We start from the raw sequence: 14,629 nt of genomic DNA, 5'->3' as shown, positions 1-14,629 counted from the left end.
CTATAAATTAAAGTTCCAATCTATTTTATTATTGTACCGTAAAGTACCGTTTTTTACTTGTAATGGGCAATCAAAATTGTTGGTAAATAAACCGCCCGTACCCAAACCTTGTGGTAGTTTATTTTGTTTTGTATAGGTGTATTGCGCTATAGCATTCAACCCTACATTACTTTCTAAAGCACTGGTAATCCACCACCCTATTTGGTTTTGTTCTGCAATTTCAATCCACGCATCACACCCTTGAAAACCACCAACTAAACTTGGTTTTAAAATAATATATTGTGGGTTTATGGTTTGTAGCAACTTTCTCTTTTCTGTTACAGTAAACACGCCTATTAATTCTTCATCTAAAGCAATGGGCAACGGTGTTTGTGCACAAAGTGTTGCCATAGCTTCAACTTGCCCTTGTTTTATGGGTTGTTCTATGGAGTGGATATCTAAATCTGATAGTGTTTTTAGTTTTTCTAAAGCTTCTGAAGGCGTAAAAGCACCATTGGCATCTACCCGAAGTTCCATGTCTTTTGGAGTGAATTCTTTTCTGATTGATTTTAAAAGATTGATTTCCGTTTGAAAATCGATTGCGCCAATTTTCATTTTTATGCAATTGAAACCACTATCGATTTTATCTTGAATTTGTTGTTTCATAAATGCTTCAGAACCCATCCAAATCAATCCATTTATAGCAATTGAATCTTGACTTTGTGTGAATTTTGAAGGAAATAATTCAAATGTATTTTTGCTTTCTAAAGATTTAAAAGCCATTTCCAGACCAAATTGAATGCTTGGAAACTCGATTAATTCAACCAATAAAGTTTCTAATCCTAAAGAGATATTTTCACAAACCCATTGTAGTTTCTCTTCATAATCGGTTCTATCATCAACCGACAATCCTCTAAAAACACCACATTCACCAATACCTTGTTTTTCGCCGGAATTTAAAAGGATAAACCAGGTTTCCTTGGTTTTAAGAATACCTCGAGAAGTCCCACTGGCTTGTTTAAAGTTTAAAATATGTTTTTTGTATGATGCAAGTATCATCTATAGTTCTATGCTTTCACCAATTTCCAAAAGCATCAAATCTTTGCCTTTATCAAAAAATTTACGTTTAGCTTCCTCGTGGTCTATTTCAATATAGCCAAAGGTATCAAAATGATAACCTAAAACCTTATCACATTTTACAAAATCGCTTGCAATAATGGCATCATCGATTCCCATAGTAAAATTATCGCCTATAGGGAAAATGGCGAGATCTAAATCCGTTCTCATGGGAATTAATTTCATATCGGAGGTTAGAGCTGTATCTCCAGCTATATAAATGTTTTTATGTTCACCTTCAATAACAAAACCTCCGGGCTGACCACCATATTTGCCATCGGGAAACGATGACGTGTGAATGGCATTGACGTATTTTACGGTTCCAAATTCAAAATCCCAACTTCCTCCAAGGTTCATTGGATGTCCTTCCAGACCTAAAGCTTCAAAATGCGACACAATTTCAAAATTAGATACAATTATAGCATTGGTCCGTTTTGCTACCGCTTCCACATCTACAATATGATCTTGATGTGCATGGGTTAATAAAATATAATCTGCTTTAAGTGCATCGATATTTATATGAGATGCTTTGGGATTTGCCGAAATAAAAGGGTCTACAAGAATATTTACGTCATTAACTTGTATGCCTAAACTAGCGTGACCGTAAAATGTGATTTTCATACTATAATTAGTTATTCTAAAATTAAGAATTGCTTTTTTTCTACTCCACTACTAATGGTAATAAAACGTTCGTCACTAAAGATACCATAAAAAGGCAAATAATAAGTATTATTTTTGTTATCCTGAATCTTATTATAAATCACATCGCCGTTGGAATTATACACAATGTCATATAACGAAGTAGATTCAAACCATCCCTTTGAAACTTTGACCCTTCCGTCTTCTTTATCGGTTAAATTTTTTCCAGAATTTAAAATAACGTGTAATTCGCCATCTTTTAAAAAGGCATTATAAGAAGGAAACTTATCTCTTTTAAAGATGCTTCTACCCCATTCTAAATCACCATTAGGGTTGAGTTTCAAAACTAAAACAGTATTGTAGTGATACACCGCTTGTGTATAACCACCTCCCATACCATTTGAAACGTAAACATAAGTTACAAAAAATTCTTCAGCCAAAATATAAGTATTCCCTAGATTATCTTTTATAACATAATCTACATAAAAGTTAGATAATTCATCATCCTTTTTTCTGTCTGCTTTGGTTTCAGTATATAAATCTTTATAAACAGATTCTGGTAAGTTGAATGATTTGCTCTGTGATATCGTCATATTATCAGAATCTACATTAAAAAATAATGCGCCTTTAATACCTCTAACGTTTTCTTCAGAATAAAAACCAATTAAGCGTATTTTATTCTCTCGATTTGTTATAATTAAAGAACTGATATGTAGATTATTGCTAAATTCGACTTTTGTGGTTTTATATGTTAAAGCTGTTAGTTTATTTAAAACAAAATAGTAATTCGCTTTGCCTCCCCTTTTTTGAGACCTACCTTCCAAAAATAATTTTCCCAGCGCGTAAACATTCGCTTTATCATCTATTGATAAATCATTTGGTTCATAAAACTTTTCAATATTTTCTTGATATTTTTTTGTGTAGACCAAACTTAAATCTTTTGTGTTATACACACGAACGGTATATGAGTTCGAATTTTTCTTTATGTCATCTGTTGAAACAACAAAATATGCTCCATTAGGAGACATGGCAAACCCTGTTTGGCGTTTGTTGCTACCAGAGAAGATAGGTTGGTTCTTTTCTGCCTCGGCTTTAAAAAGTTCCGTTTTTTTATGACTACCATCATTAATATTAAATTCGTGACAATACAAAATGCGTTCTTTTCTTGATGGTGAAAAAACAGTAAAAATCTTTATAATATTATCAAAAGATAAATTGCCGCAATAATTTTCATTTCTGTCTGTTTCAATTTGAACATTTTTAATTCTTCCTAATGATTCATTAAAAATATCAAACAACAAATGGTCTCGACTATTTCTAACGACACCTATCAAACCTGATTCAGAAGTATGCATTGAAAGAACTTCTCCTGATTTTACTTCGTCATGAAATTCTGGACTTTCTAAAACCTTAAGCGCTGTTTTGTTTTGGGAAAAGCCTATAAATAAAGCAAAACATGCTAGTAGAATTGATGTTTTTTTCATGACTTAATTTTATTGAAGTTCTATAACAAATGCCCTATCCCCATCAGTATAGCTAAAAGCACCGTTGTTAAAGCCACTTTTTTCAATTCGGGATCTAATAATTTAGAATCTGTATTTTTTAATACTTTTTTTATGTGAATAATTAAAGGAATATATGCCACCACAAACATTAAATTATAGAATGAAGTGAAATATAATATGCCGAATAACCCCGATAGAACGATAGCTAAACCAATAATTACTGTATGGTATATTTTAGCATTTTCAATACCCATTTTAACAACCAAGGTTATTTTATTCGATTTTTTATCCGATTCAACATCACGCATATTGTTAAGGTTTAAAACAGCTGCGCTTAATAAACCAATAGTAATTGCTGGCAAAAACACCACATGATCTATGGTTTTTGCATATAATATGTAACAACCTATAACACTTATTAAACCAAAAAACACAAAAACATAAACATCTCCTAGACCTTTATATCCATAAGCATCATTACCAACAGTGTACTTTATGGCTGCCGTAACGGATGCTATAGCAAGTAAAAAGAAAACAACAGTTAAGAAAAAATGCTTTACACCAAATGCGGTAAAAATTAGAAAAAATGCTAAAGCAATAGAAATTAGCACGTTTATTTTTATGGCATTAAACATTTCATCAGGAGAAATTTTACCTGTTTGAATAGCGCGATCTGGACCAATGCGGTCATTATTATCGGTCCCTTTCACACCATCGCCATAATCGTTGGCTAGGTTCGAAAGAATTTGAAAACTTAGGGTTGTTAAGACAGCCAAAGTACCTACTAACCAATTAAAACAACCATTATATACAGCAAAACAAGATGCTAAAATAATACCTGAAATTGATAATGGTAGCGTTCTTAAACGCATGGTCGAAATCCAAATAGAGATATTCTTCATATTATGGAATCCATTTTTTTACAAAATTAGGCTTACGTTTTTCAAGAAAAGCGTTTCTCCCTTCTACAGCTTCATCGGTCATATAAGCTAAACGGGTAGCTTCGCCTGCAAACACTTGCTGCCCCACCATACCATCATCCGTTAAATTCATAGCAAATTTCAACATTTTTATTGAGGTTGGCGATTTTGCCAGTATCTCTTGCGCCCACTCATAAGCAGTTGCTTCCAATTCATTATGAGGAATAACGGCATTAACCATACCCATTTCAAAAGCTTCTTGAGCGGAATAATTTCTTCCTAAGAAAAAAATCTCACGAGCTCTTTTTTGTCCCACCATTTTTGCTAAATAAGCCGACCCGTAACCACCATCAAAACTGGTAACATCGGCATCCGTTTGTTTAAAAATAGCATGTTCTTTACTTGCTAAGGTTAAATCGCATACCACATGCAAACTGTGGCCGCCACCAACTGCCCAGCCAGGAACCACTGCAATGACGGCTTTTGGCATAAAACGAATTAGGCGTTGGACCTCTAAAATATTTAATCGATGGTAACCATCTTCACCTACATACCCTTGATGCCCTCTGGCTTTTTGATCACCACCTGAACAGAAACTCCAAACCCCGTCTTTAGTTGATGGCCCTTCGGCTGATAATAATACGACACCTATATTTACATCTTCATTGGCATCATAAAAAGCATCATATAACTCGCTTGTGGTTTTTGGTCTAAAGGCATTACGTACATTTGGTCTGTTAAATGCAATACGAGCTACTCCATGACATTTTTTATAAGTAATGTCTTCGTACTCTTTAACAGTTTTCCAATTAACTTGCTCCATTTTTATTATTTTGTTCAAAATTAATTTTTATTTCATTAAAACACTTGTTTCAAATTAAAAAATAATATTTACTTGCCTTTTTAATCTTGACTCTAAACTTTAATCAAAAAAAATCTTAAAAAACTGTCAAATACACAAAAATTACCTACGTTTTTTTAAATATTCAAATAAGTATAAGTACCTATTTGCTTGTAGTCTTTTTTTTAGTAATTTTGTAACCAAAATAATTTTTGTTGAGACAAAAAAACATTTTATCTTGTTTTTTTTGTATATTGTCGACTAATTAACCCCAAAGCCTATGTTATTGAAAATTACTTTTTTAATTATTGCCTTAGTAGTTATTAATTTTTTATTGTTAAAATTTAGCTGCAATAAAACTGTAAGACGAACAAAAATCAGAAAAATGCCTTTAGTACTTAAAGCTGGAACTACCATTGAACAGGAGCCTGAAACGCTTGCTCCAACAGGAAGTTAGTTTTACTAAAATGTTTGTTTCCAAACCAGTACCCTCTATTTGCACTAAGTGGAGATGGGTGTCCTGATGTTAATATCTTGTGTTTTTTACCATCTATTAGCTTTGCTTTTTGCTTTGCAAATCCTCCCCAAAGTAAAAACACCACGTTTTCTTTTTTATAGCTAATTGTTTTTATTACCGCATCCGTAAATAACTCCCAACCTTTATTTTGATGGCTTCCTGCTTGATGTGCCCTAACTGTAAGCGTTGCATTTAATAATAATACACCTTGATCTGCCCATCTCATTAAATTTCCGCTTTTAGGATATGGAATTTCTAAATCTGTTTCAATTTCTTTAAAAATGTTAATTAATGATGGTGGGTGTTTAATACCATCATTTACGGAAAAACACAAACCATTGGCTTGTCCAACATCATGATACGGGTCTTGACCTATAATAACCACTTTAACATCTTCAAAATGGCAATGATTAAAGGCGTTAAAAACTTGACTTCCTGGAGGAAAACAAGTATAACTTCTATATTCTGTTTTTACAAAATTCACCAAATCCTTAAAATAAGGCTTATCAAACTCTGCTTTTAAGTAAGGCTTCCAACTTTCGTGTATATCAACATTCATAGGTACAAATCTAAAATCGAACTAAAATAATACTATCTTTAGTCTTATTAAAATAATTTACGATTGAAAAAATTAAAATTCCCAACAGCACAAACCATACTCATTATCATTGCTGGTTTGGTGGCTATTTTAACTTGGATCATTCCTTCAGGAAAATTTGATTCTTTAGCCTATAATAAAGCTGAAAACACCTTTACAAGAACAGGTTTAGAAAAAAAGGAAACTTTAGATGCTACTCAAGAAACTTTGGATGTTTTACAAATTAAAATTCCTGTAGAGAAATTTACTAATGGTGATATTTGGAAACCTATTGGCATCCCAAATACCTACCACAAAGTAGAAGCAAAACCTCAAGGGTTTATAGCTTTTATACAATCGCCCATAAAAGGTATTATTGAAGCTGCCGACATTATTTTTCTGGTTTTGTTTATAGGAGGTTTAATTGGGATAATGAATTTTACAGGTGCTTTTGATGCTGGCATTTCCTGGCTTGCCGAAACATTAAAAGGCAAAGAATTTATTTTAATTCTATTGGTAACCGTATTAATTGCCATTGGAGGCACCACTTTTGGGTTAGCTGAAGAAACCATAGCCTTTTATCCCATACTCATCCCTATATTTCTGGCTGCGAAATATGATGCCATAGTAGCACTAGCCTGTATCTATTTAGGGTCGTCTATTGGCACCATGTGTTCAACCACCAATCCATTCAGTGCTATTATTGCTTCTGATGCCGCTGGTATTAATTGGACTACTGGATTAACGGGGCGCTTTATTATGCTGGTTTTAGGAACACTTATCTGTATTCTTTACACCATTAGATATGCACAACGCGTAAAAAACGATCCTTCAAAATCTATTATTTTTAGTCAAAAAGAAACTATTGAAGCCATGTTTGGCAATACAACAAACTCCACAGTTAAACTATCCACCCGTTTACGACTTATCCTCTTTGTATTTGTCATGTGCTTTGTTGTCATGATTTATGGCGTGTCTCAATTAGAATGGTGGTTTTTAGAAATGACGGTTGTTTTTTTAGTAGGTGCGGTACTGATTGGATTTTTAGCCAAAATTGACGAATATACCTTTGTTGATCTATTTGTTAAAGGCGCTAGCGATTTACTTGGTGTTGCCATCATCATAGGAATAGCCCGAGGTATTACCGTATTGATGAATGATGGTCAAATAAGTGATACACTACTGTTTTATGCAAGTAATGCTACAAATGGCATGAATAAAGGTGTCTTTATTAATGCCATGCTCTATATTTATGGCGGATTATCCTTTTTTATCCCGTCATCTTCTGGTATGGCAGTTTTAACTATGCCTATTATGTCACCATTAGCCGATGGTGTAGGTATTGGCAGGGAAATGGTAGTAAATGCCTATCAATATGGTATGGGCCTGTTTGCTTTTATAAATCCAACAGGATTAATTTTAGCCTCATTAGCCATTGTAAAAGTAGGCTATGATAAATGGCTGAAATTCGTCATGCCATTGGTTATCATTTTATTGATTTTTACAATGTTTATATTAACCATATTTGTTTATATTTAACATTTTAATTTATCTTTTTTATCATTAATGAATAATGGCCATTCTAGAATTTATGTGGTTGACGCCCTAAGAGGGTTTGCATTAGCTTCAATAATGCTTCTTCACAACCTAGAACATTTTGATTTTTATTATACCCCTGATTATTCGCCAAAGTGGCTGTTAGGATTAGATACTATTATTTGGGATAGTATGTTTTTCCTTTTTAGCGGTAAATCTTATGCTATTTTCGCTTTTCTTTTCGGGCTCACCTTTTATATCCAAACAAGTAATCAGGAAAAAAGAGGAAAAGATTTTAGACTTCGTTTTTTATGGCGTTTAATACTATTGTTTTGTTTCGGGTTAATAAACTCTTCTTTTTATCAGGGAGATATTTTATCTATTTATGCCTTTGTAGGTTTATTTTTAATTCCTGTGACAAATTTGAACACCAAAATTGTTTTTGTAATGGCATTCGTTCTTCTTTTACAACCTTTAGAGTTATTACATCTCTTCAAAGCTCTTCAAAACCCTGAACAAAAATTTATCAACCCAAAATCTTGGGAATATTTTGGTAAAATGGGTATCTATATTGAAAGTGACTCTTTCTTTGATACCGTTGTTGGAAACTTAACTAATGGAAGGAAAGCCGTATGGCTTTGGTCTCTAGAAAACGGACGCTTTTTCCATATTCTTTCACTATTTATGTTTGGAATGCTAGCCGGAAGGAAAAAAGTATTCATTTGGTCTGATAAAAACAAAAAAACATGGACCAACGTGCTTATTATTTCTAGCGTTTTGTTCGTTCCCCTTTACTTTATTAAAAAAAATACTCTGAATTTAATTTCAAGTGATGCTATTAGAACTTCTTTAGAAACAATTGAGACCTCTTGGACAAACATTACTTTTATGCTTATTTTAATAGCTTCATTTGTGCTACTTTTTAATATCCCTAAGTTTAACAAAAAGCTTAATATTTTTTCGCCATTGGGAAAAATGAGTCTGTCCAACTATATTATACAATCCATAATGGGATCAACCATTTATTATGGCTTTGGTTTAGGATTATATAAATATACTGGTGCTACGTTTAGTTTACTTATTGGAATTTTTTGTACAATCCTTTTATTGTATTTTTGTAAATGGTGGTTAAAAACCTATGAGCGGGGTCCTTTTGAAATTATATGGCATAAAGCAACATGGGCATTTTCAAAACGCTATAGTGTATATAGCAATTTTTCTAATTAATCTTATAAGCAACCACCTTATTTCCAAAAAACGTGGGTACTAAAAGGATGTTTTCTTCTGAGATTATGGAAATATCGGCAGCGTTAAGTTTTTCTTCTTTAGTATCTAATATTTTGCTAGCTGTCTCACCTTGATGGTTTTTATCAACAAAAAACAGCTCACCAGGCCATGTGGAAACCAAATAGCCTTCCTTAATTGGTACAATACCATCACCTCCAACGATACCTGTTGCTATAACCGTTTGTTCTTTGGTGTTTTTATCAATGGCTATAAAATCGCCTTTACTAAATGAAACTACTAGAATTCGATCTTCTTCAACAAGTATGCCGTTAGGGTTCATGTCTTCTAAATCCAACCATAATGAGACTTCATCATTTACAAGTTTGTAAACTTTGCTGTCACTAGAATCTGTAAAATAAACATCGCCATTAGTGTCTATATCCAAATCATTTAAAAAAATGGCATTTTCAACACCAATTTGTTTTTCAATAGCACCCGATTTCATATCTATTTTAACAATGACATCTATATCCGTAACATACAGTTTATCATTATAAAAATGGATGCCTTTAGGAGCGTTTATTCCTGTTACCCAATTCTGATTAACAATTTCTCCTTTAAGATTGATAATAGACATACTACCATCCCCATCTTTTTCACTAGGAGGCACATTTCCTATATTGGAAACATAAATAACTCCTTTTTCTTTGTTATATCTAACTGCTTCACAGGTTTTAAGCAATGTGTCTGTTTCCCATAGCTTGGTTAAAACTATTTCTGTTTTAATAGGTTCTTGTACTATGGTTTCTTTTTTGTTTTTTTTACAAGAAATTAAAACCACAATACCAAATAGCAATAAAAGTTGATATGTTTTCATCTGTTATTTTTTATTGTTTTTTATTTGTCAGATGTTACATCCATATAATAATTCCTGTATTTGACATACATTTAGTTATGGATGTTTCATCTGTTATTTTTTATTGGTTTTTTTTATTTATCAGATTAATGCCCTTTCAAAAAGATTACTGATGAGGCTTAGCTTTTTGCAGTAATTTAGTTACTTAGCGAGTATTAAAAACAGGCATATATATGAATATCGATTTGTTGTCATTTAGTCTATTTTCTTTTAGCAAAACGGTCTTGAATCTTTAATCGAACATTAATGATTTAAATTATTTAAACACTAAGATAATATTTTTACCAATAACTCTTTTAATAAATCACCTTGCGGAACCGCATTAGAACCAACACCTTTGCTTTTAACATCAAACTCCCTAAGGGTTGAAACGACCTCGCTCACTTTCCTCATGGGGTAATTTCTTGCAGCTGTAACATAGTCATTAACAAAATACGGATTCACTTTTAATGCCGCAGCAACATGTCGAGGCGATTTATCATTCAAACCATGAAAATGAAGCAATTGTGAAAAAAAACTAAACAATAAAGACACGGTAACAACCATGGGATTGTCTTTAGGGTTTTCGGCAAAATAATTAACAATTCTATACGCTTTAAGCGCATTTCTTTCACCAATGGCATGGCGCAATTCAAAATTATTAAAGTCTTTGCTTATACCAATATTTTCCTCGATATGCTCAGGCGTAATTTGAGTATCTTTTGGTAAAATTATTTGAAGTTTATCTAGTTCATTGCTTATTTTACTTAAATCGGTTCCTAAAAACTCTACGAGCATTTGGGCTGCTTTTGGCGCAATGGTGTAATTTTTGGAAGACAAAACGCGTCGAATCCAATCGGCAACCTGATTCTCATACAGTTTTTTGCTTTCGTAAACGACCCCACTTTTTTGAAGCGTTTTATAAAGTGATTTACGCTTATCAATGGTTTTGTACTTGTAATTAAAAACTAAAATAGTAGTTGGTTGTGGTTGTTTTGCATAATCCGCCAACTTTTCTATGCTACGGGATAAATCTTGAGCTTCTTTTACAATAATCACTTGGTATTCTGCCATCATAGGATAGCGTTTGGCATTACTAACCACGTCTTCTACAGTAACGTCGCGTCCATACAATACCATTTGGTTAAATCCACGCTCTTCCTCTGCTAAAACAGTCTCTTCAATAAAATCTGAAATTTTATCAATATAATAAGGTTCTTCACCCATTAAAAAATAAATGGGTTTTAACTTTCCGTTTTTTATGTCGGTAACTAATTGTTTTACTTCGTCCAAAATTGAAAAAATTCAAATTATAAATTCCAAAACCTAATATTTATACTTTTCAAGATTTGGTATTTGATTATTGAAGCTTAACTTTGAAAACTAAATACAACGATGTTGCTAGAGCTTAATTTTCCAAAGTTTCCGTTTCGATTCAAAAATAGCGAAAATAAAATTTCTATTTTCGATTGTATACGCAAAAAATTTGTGATTTTACAACCCGAAGAATGGGTGCGCCAACATTGTGTTTTATATTTAATTGAAGAAAAAGGATATCCGAAATCTTTAATAAATATCGAAAAAGAACTGATTGTTAACGATTTAAAAAAGCGTTACGATATTGTGGTTTTTAATCCCGACGGACATATCCATTTGATTGTAGAGTGCAAGGCGCCATCAATTACGATAAATCAACAAACATTCGACCAAATAGCACAATACAATCGCGTGCTGAGCGCTAGATATTTAATGGTAACTAACGGATTAAATCATTATTATTGCCAAATGGACTTTAAGAACGAACGCTATGATTTTTTAAAAGACATTCCAAATTATAATGAATGATTAATAATTAATAATGTTTAATGAATGATTAATAATGATGCTGTGGCAGAATTAAAAATAGCCATTGTTATACTAAACTGGAACGGTAAAAAACTATTAGAACAGTTTTTACCTTCCGTAATAGAATATTCTAAAGAAGCTACTGTTTATGTGGCAGACAATGCTTCTACCGATGATTCTGTAATTTTTGTAAAAACAGCATTTCCATTAGTTGAAGTAATTCAGAATAAAGAAAATGGTGGGTACGCAAAAGGCTATAACGATGCATTAAAACATATTGAAGCCGATATTTTCTGCCTCCTTAATAGTGATGTGGAAGTTACTGAAAATTGGCTATCACCTATTATTGAAACCTTTACTAACGAATTTAATACAGCCATTATTCAGCCTAAATTATTAGATTTTAATAAGAGAGATTACTTTGAATATGCAGGGGCTGCAGGTGGATTTATAGATAAGTATGGTTACCCCTATTGCAGAGGTCGGATTTTCAATACCATTGAAAAAGATAAAGGACAGTACAACGACACTACAGACATATTTTGGGCATCGGGTGCTTGCTTGTTTATTCGAAAACACGTGTTTAACGAACTGAACGGCTTAGACGAAGCGTTTTTTGCCCACATGGAAGAAATAGATTTGTGCTGGCGTGCAAAAAACTTAGGTTATGCTGTTAAATATGTTGGACAATCTACCATTTATCATGTTGGAGGAGCTACCCTTAACAATGCCAACCCAAAAAAGACCTTTCTTAATTTTAGGAATAGCTTATATACGTTAACCAAAAATGCAAAGGGTAATATCTTTCTTATTATCTTTATACGCTTGGTTTTAGATGGCATTGCAGGGATTAAATTTTTGGTAGAAATAAAACAAAAACATACCCTAGCTATCTTAAAAGCGCATTTTAGTTTTTACATGCATTTGAAACAGCTTTTAAGACAAAGAAAATCAGTAAAAAACAAAATAGAGTATTACCAAAAGACATCTATTGTTTTAGATTATTTCGTAAATAACAATGTAAACTATAAAAATTGATAAATTGTTTGCAAAAGTTTTGTTAAAATACTATTAACGGCTCTTTTTTACATATTTTTGCACAAATATTAGAGAAATATAAAACCCTTAAATAATTATGAAGAAAATCTTATTACTTAGCTTATCGACGATGTTTTTATTGAGCTCATGCGTTTCTAAAAAACAATTTACAGACCTTGAAGCGAAATACAAAGAATCTCAAGATTTATTGAATTCTGCAACAGTTAAATTAAACACCTGTTTAGAAGATAGAGCTTCTGCAACAGCAAGAGCAACTGCTTTAGAAGAACAAGTTGCCGATTTAAGAAAAAGCAATGACAACTTACAAGTATTATCTTCAAAAGGTGCTAGCAACATAGAGAAAACTCTAGAAAGCATCAAAGAAAAAGATATGAAAATTACACGTCTACAAGATGCTTTAACTAAAAAAGACAGTATTACACTTGCTGTAGTAACCAGCTTAAAGCGTGAAGTAGGTATCAACGATCCAGATATCGAAATCAATGTTGAAAAAGGTGTTGTATTCATTTCTATTGCTGATAAATTATTATTCCAAAGCGGTAGCTACAACGTCACTACAAGAGCTAAAGAAGTACTTGCTAAAGTTGCAAAAGTAGTAAACAGCAAACCGGATTTCGAATGTATGGTTGAAGGTCACACAGATAATGTGCCTTATGCTAGTGGTGTATTATTAGATAACTGGGATTTAAGTGTTAAACGTTCTACTTCAATTATTAGAGTATTACAAACACTTGGTGTAAATCCTGCTCAGTTAATTGCTGCTGGCCGTGCTGATTATGTGCCTTTAGTAGAAAACAACACTGCTGAAAACAGAGCAAAAAACAGACGTACTCGTATTGTAGTACTTCCTAAAATTGATCAATTCTATGATATGGTTGAAAAAGAAATGAAAAACCTTTCTGTTCAAAACTAATTAGAATTTCAAAATAAATAAGAAAGCCCAACTGTAAGGTTGGGCTTTCTTATTTATTTATCAGACCAAACAGCGAGTTCGTTACCTGCAGGATCTAAAAAATGAAACCTTCTCCCTCCTGGAAATGAAAAAATATCTTTTGATATGTTACCTCCAAATTGGATAATATTATTTTTAACTAAATTTAAGTCTTCATGATATAGAACAACTAATGCTCCATTCATGATTTTTAAGTCAGATTTCTCAAATCCACCATCTAAACCACTTTCAGAAAAGGCTATATAACTAGGACCATAATCTGTAAAAACCCAATTAAAACATTTGCTATAAAACATTTTGATTTCTTCAAGATCAGCAGCTTTGAATTCAATATAATTTATTTGATTGTTTTTCATTTCTAAAGTATTAGCGATTAAAATATCTCCAAACTCCCCTTTCCTTCCCTAATAATAACGGGTTCATCTTCCGATAAATCGATAACCGTAGAAGCATAGTTATCACCATAACCACCATCAATAACCAAATCGACCAAATTATCCCATTTTTCTAAAATAAGTTCAGGATCGGTGGTATATTCAATAACGGCGTCTTCATCATGAATAGACGTTGATATTATGGGGTTTCCCAGTTTCTTTACAATTTCCAATGCAATATTGTTGGCAGGAATACGGATACCCACCGTTTTTTTCTTTTTAAACGGATTTGGCAAACTGTTAGAACCTGGAAGAATAAATGTGTAAGGGCCTGGTAGCGCACGTTTTAATATTTTAAAAGTGGCTGTATCGATTTGTTTTACGTAATCGCTTAAATGGCTTAAATCATGACAAACAAACGAAAAATTGGCTTTTTCTAGCTTAACACCTCTTATTTGCGCCACACGTTCAAGCGCTCTTAAATTATTAATATCACATCCCAAACCATAAACCGTATCGGTTGGATAAATAATTAATCCTCCTCGTTTTAGAACAGCCACCACCCTATCAATTTCTTTTGGATTGGGGTTTTCTTCATATATCCTAACAAACTCAGCCATAACAATTATTTTATATTACCGTTAAAA

15 protein-coding genes are annotated in these 14,629 nt (G+C 32.6%); 5 read left to right on the top strand and 10 right to left on the bottom strand.

The genetic code is table 11. From position 1 onward, the window contains the following. The 6 genes from ACGLWY_RS05815 to ACGLWY_RS05790 form a co-directional block, all read right to left on the bottom strand. Positions 1 to 1,038 (bottom strand): o-succinylbenzoate synthase, encoded by a 1,038-nt coding sequence (locus tag ACGLWY_RS05815; protein ID WP_396618733.1) that lies wholly within the window; start codon positions 1,036 to 1,038, stop codon positions 1 to 3. Next, entirely contained in the window at positions 1,039 to 1,716 is a 678-nt protein-coding gene (locus tag ACGLWY_RS05810; protein WP_396618732.1) for a metal-dependent hydrolase, read from the bottom strand. It lies immediately after the preceding gene. An 11-nt stretch (positions 1,717 to 1,727) separates the two neighbouring features. Beyond that, on the bottom strand, positions 1,728 to 3,218 hold the full coding sequence (locus ACGLWY_RS05805) for a hypothetical protein (protein WP_396618731.1): 1,491 nt from the start codon (positions 3,216 to 3,218) through the stop codon (positions 1,728 to 1,730). 20 nt (positions 3,219 to 3,238) lie between these two features. Continuing rightward, positions 3,239 to 4,141 (bottom strand): 1,4-dihydroxy-2-naphthoate octaprenyltransferase, encoded by a 903-nt coding sequence (gene menA / locus ACGLWY_RS05800; protein ID WP_396618730.1) that lies wholly within the window; start codon positions 4,139 to 4,141, stop codon positions 3,239 to 3,241. Position 4,142: 1 nt separating this feature from the next. Beyond that, positions 4,143 to 4,982, bottom strand: a complete 840-nt coding sequence (locus tag ACGLWY_RS05795) for a 1,4-dihydroxy-2-naphthoyl-CoA synthase (protein ID WP_396619264.1) — start codon at positions 4,980 to 4,982, stop codon at positions 4,143 to 4,145. Between the two features lie 428 nt (positions 4,983 to 5,410). Beyond that, positions 5,411 to 6,076 (bottom strand): uracil-DNA glycosylase, encoded by a 666-nt coding sequence (locus ACGLWY_RS05790; RefSeq protein ID WP_396618729.1) that lies wholly within the window; start codon positions 6,074 to 6,076, stop codon positions 5,411 to 5,413. 63 nt (positions 6,077 to 6,139) lie between these two features. Here ACGLWY_RS05790 and ACGLWY_RS05785 point away from each other — a divergent pair, with 63 nt between their 5' ends. After that, on the top strand, positions 6,140 to 7,633 hold the full coding sequence (locus ACGLWY_RS05785) for a YfcC family protein (protein ID WP_396618728.1): 1,494 nt from the start codon (positions 6,140 to 6,142) through the stop codon (positions 7,631 to 7,633). Positions 7,634 to 7,660: 27 nt separating this feature from the next. After that, a complete protein-coding gene (locus tag ACGLWY_RS05780) occupies positions 7,661 to 8,857 on the top strand; it encodes a DUF418 domain-containing protein (protein ID WP_396618727.1) in 1,197 nt (398 codons plus the stop codon). Here the strand turns inward: ACGLWY_RS05780 and ACGLWY_RS05775 are convergent. Continuing rightward, a complete protein-coding gene (locus tag ACGLWY_RS05775; RefSeq protein ID WP_396618726.1) occupies positions 8,850 to 9,734 on the bottom strand; it encodes a hypothetical protein in 885 nt (294 codons plus the stop codon). The genes ACGLWY_RS05780 and ACGLWY_RS05775 overlap by 8 nt on opposite strands. A gap of 306 nt (positions 9,735 to 10,040) precedes the next feature. Beyond that, positions 10,041 to 11,045 carry a DNA polymerase III subunit delta gene (gene holA / locus ACGLWY_RS05770; protein ID WP_396618725.1) on the bottom strand — a complete coding sequence of 335 codons (1,005 nt, stop codon included), beginning with the start codon at positions 11,043 to 11,045 and terminating at the stop codon, positions 10,041 to 10,043. Between the two features lie 105 nt (positions 11,046 to 11,150). Here holA and ACGLWY_RS05765 point away from each other — a divergent pair, with 105 nt between their 5' ends. From ACGLWY_RS05765 to ACGLWY_RS05755, 3 genes are all read left to right on the top strand, one after another. Beyond that, positions 11,151 to 11,597 carry a type I restriction enzyme HsdR N-terminal domain-containing protein gene (locus ACGLWY_RS05765; RefSeq protein ID WP_396619263.1) on the top strand — a complete coding sequence of 149 codons (447 nt, stop codon included), beginning with the start codon at positions 11,151 to 11,153 and terminating at the stop codon, positions 11,595 to 11,597. 24 nt (positions 11,598 to 11,621) lie between these two features. After that, on the top strand, positions 11,622 to 12,635 hold the full coding sequence (locus tag ACGLWY_RS05760) for a glycosyltransferase family 2 protein (RefSeq protein ID WP_396618724.1): 1,014 nt from the start codon (positions 11,622 to 11,624) through the stop codon (positions 12,633 to 12,635). A 97-nt stretch (positions 12,636 to 12,732) separates the two neighbouring features. Then, positions 12,733 to 13,569 (top strand): flagellar motor protein MotB, encoded by an 837-nt coding sequence (locus ACGLWY_RS05755; protein WP_396618723.1) that lies wholly within the window; start codon positions 12,733 to 12,735, stop codon positions 13,567 to 13,569. 53 nt (positions 13,570 to 13,622) lie between these two features. Here ACGLWY_RS05755 and ACGLWY_RS05750 read toward each other — a convergent pair whose 3' ends face one another. Together ACGLWY_RS05750 and ACGLWY_RS05745 are read right to left on the bottom strand one after the other, a co-directional pair. After that, positions 13,623 to 13,964 carry a VOC family protein gene (locus ACGLWY_RS05750; protein ID WP_396618722.1) on the bottom strand — a complete coding sequence of 114 codons (342 nt, stop codon included), beginning with the start codon at positions 13,962 to 13,964 and terminating at the stop codon, positions 13,623 to 13,625. Positions 13,965 to 13,981: 17 nt separating this feature from the next. Then, positions 13,982 to 14,602, bottom strand: coding sequence for an L-threonylcarbamoyladenylate synthase (locus ACGLWY_RS05745; protein WP_396618721.1), 621 nt, complete (start codon positions 14,600 to 14,602; stop codon positions 13,982 to 13,984). Between the last annotated feature and the right edge of the window lie 27 nt (positions 14,603 to 14,629).

Origin of the sequence: Mariniflexile sp. HMF6888 (genome assembly GCF_044335535.1) — a bacterium.
In the GTDB taxonomy this organism is placed as follows: domain Bacteria; phylum Bacteroidota; class Bacteroidia; order Flavobacteriales; family Flavobacteriaceae; genus Mariniflexile.
This window is presented reverse-complemented; position numbering and strand designations above follow the sequence as displayed.

Coding starts and splice junctions, on each gene's coding strand:
- ACGLWY_RS05815 (WP_396618733.1), bottom strand. CDS start 1,038: ATGATACTTGCATCATACAAAAAACATATTTTAAACTTTAAACAAGCC.
- ACGLWY_RS05810 (WP_396618732.1), bottom strand. CDS start 1,716: ATGAAAATCACATTTTACGGTCACGCTAGTTTAGGCATACAAGTTAAT.
- ACGLWY_RS05805 (WP_396618731.1), bottom strand. CDS start 3,218: ATGAAAAAAACATCAATTCTACTAGCATGTTTTGCTTTATTTATAGGC.
- menA (WP_396618730.1), bottom strand. CDS start 4,141: ATGAAGAATATCTCTATTTGGATTTCGACCATGCGTTTAAGAACGCTA.
- ACGLWY_RS05795 (WP_396619264.1), bottom strand. CDS start 4,982: ATGGAGCAAGTTAATTGGAAAACTGTTAAAGAGTACGAAGACATTACT.
- ACGLWY_RS05790 (WP_396618729.1), bottom strand. CDS start 6,076: ATGAATGTTGATATACACGAAAGTTGGAAGCCTTACTTAAAAGCAGAG.
- ACGLWY_RS05780 (WP_396618727.1), top strand. CDS start 7,661: ATGAATAATGGCCATTCTAGAATTTATGTGGTTGACGCCCTAAGAGGG.
- ACGLWY_RS05775 (WP_396618726.1), bottom strand. CDS start 9,734: ATGAAAACATATCAACTTTTATTGCTATTTGGTATTGTGGTTTTAATT.
- ACGLWY_RS05760 (WP_396618724.1), top strand. CDS start 11,622: ATGATTAATAATGATGCTGTGGCAGAATTAAAAATAGCCATTGTTATA.
- ACGLWY_RS05755 (WP_396618723.1), top strand. CDS start 12,733: ATGAAGAAAATCTTATTACTTAGCTTATCGACGATGTTTTTATTGAGC.
- ACGLWY_RS05750 (WP_396618722.1), bottom strand. CDS start 13,964: ATGAAAAACAATCAAATAAATTATATTGAATTCAAAGCTGCTGATCTT.
- ACGLWY_RS05745 (WP_396618721.1), bottom strand. CDS start 14,602: ATGGCTGAGTTTGTTAGGATATATGAAGAAAACCCCAATCCAAAAGAA.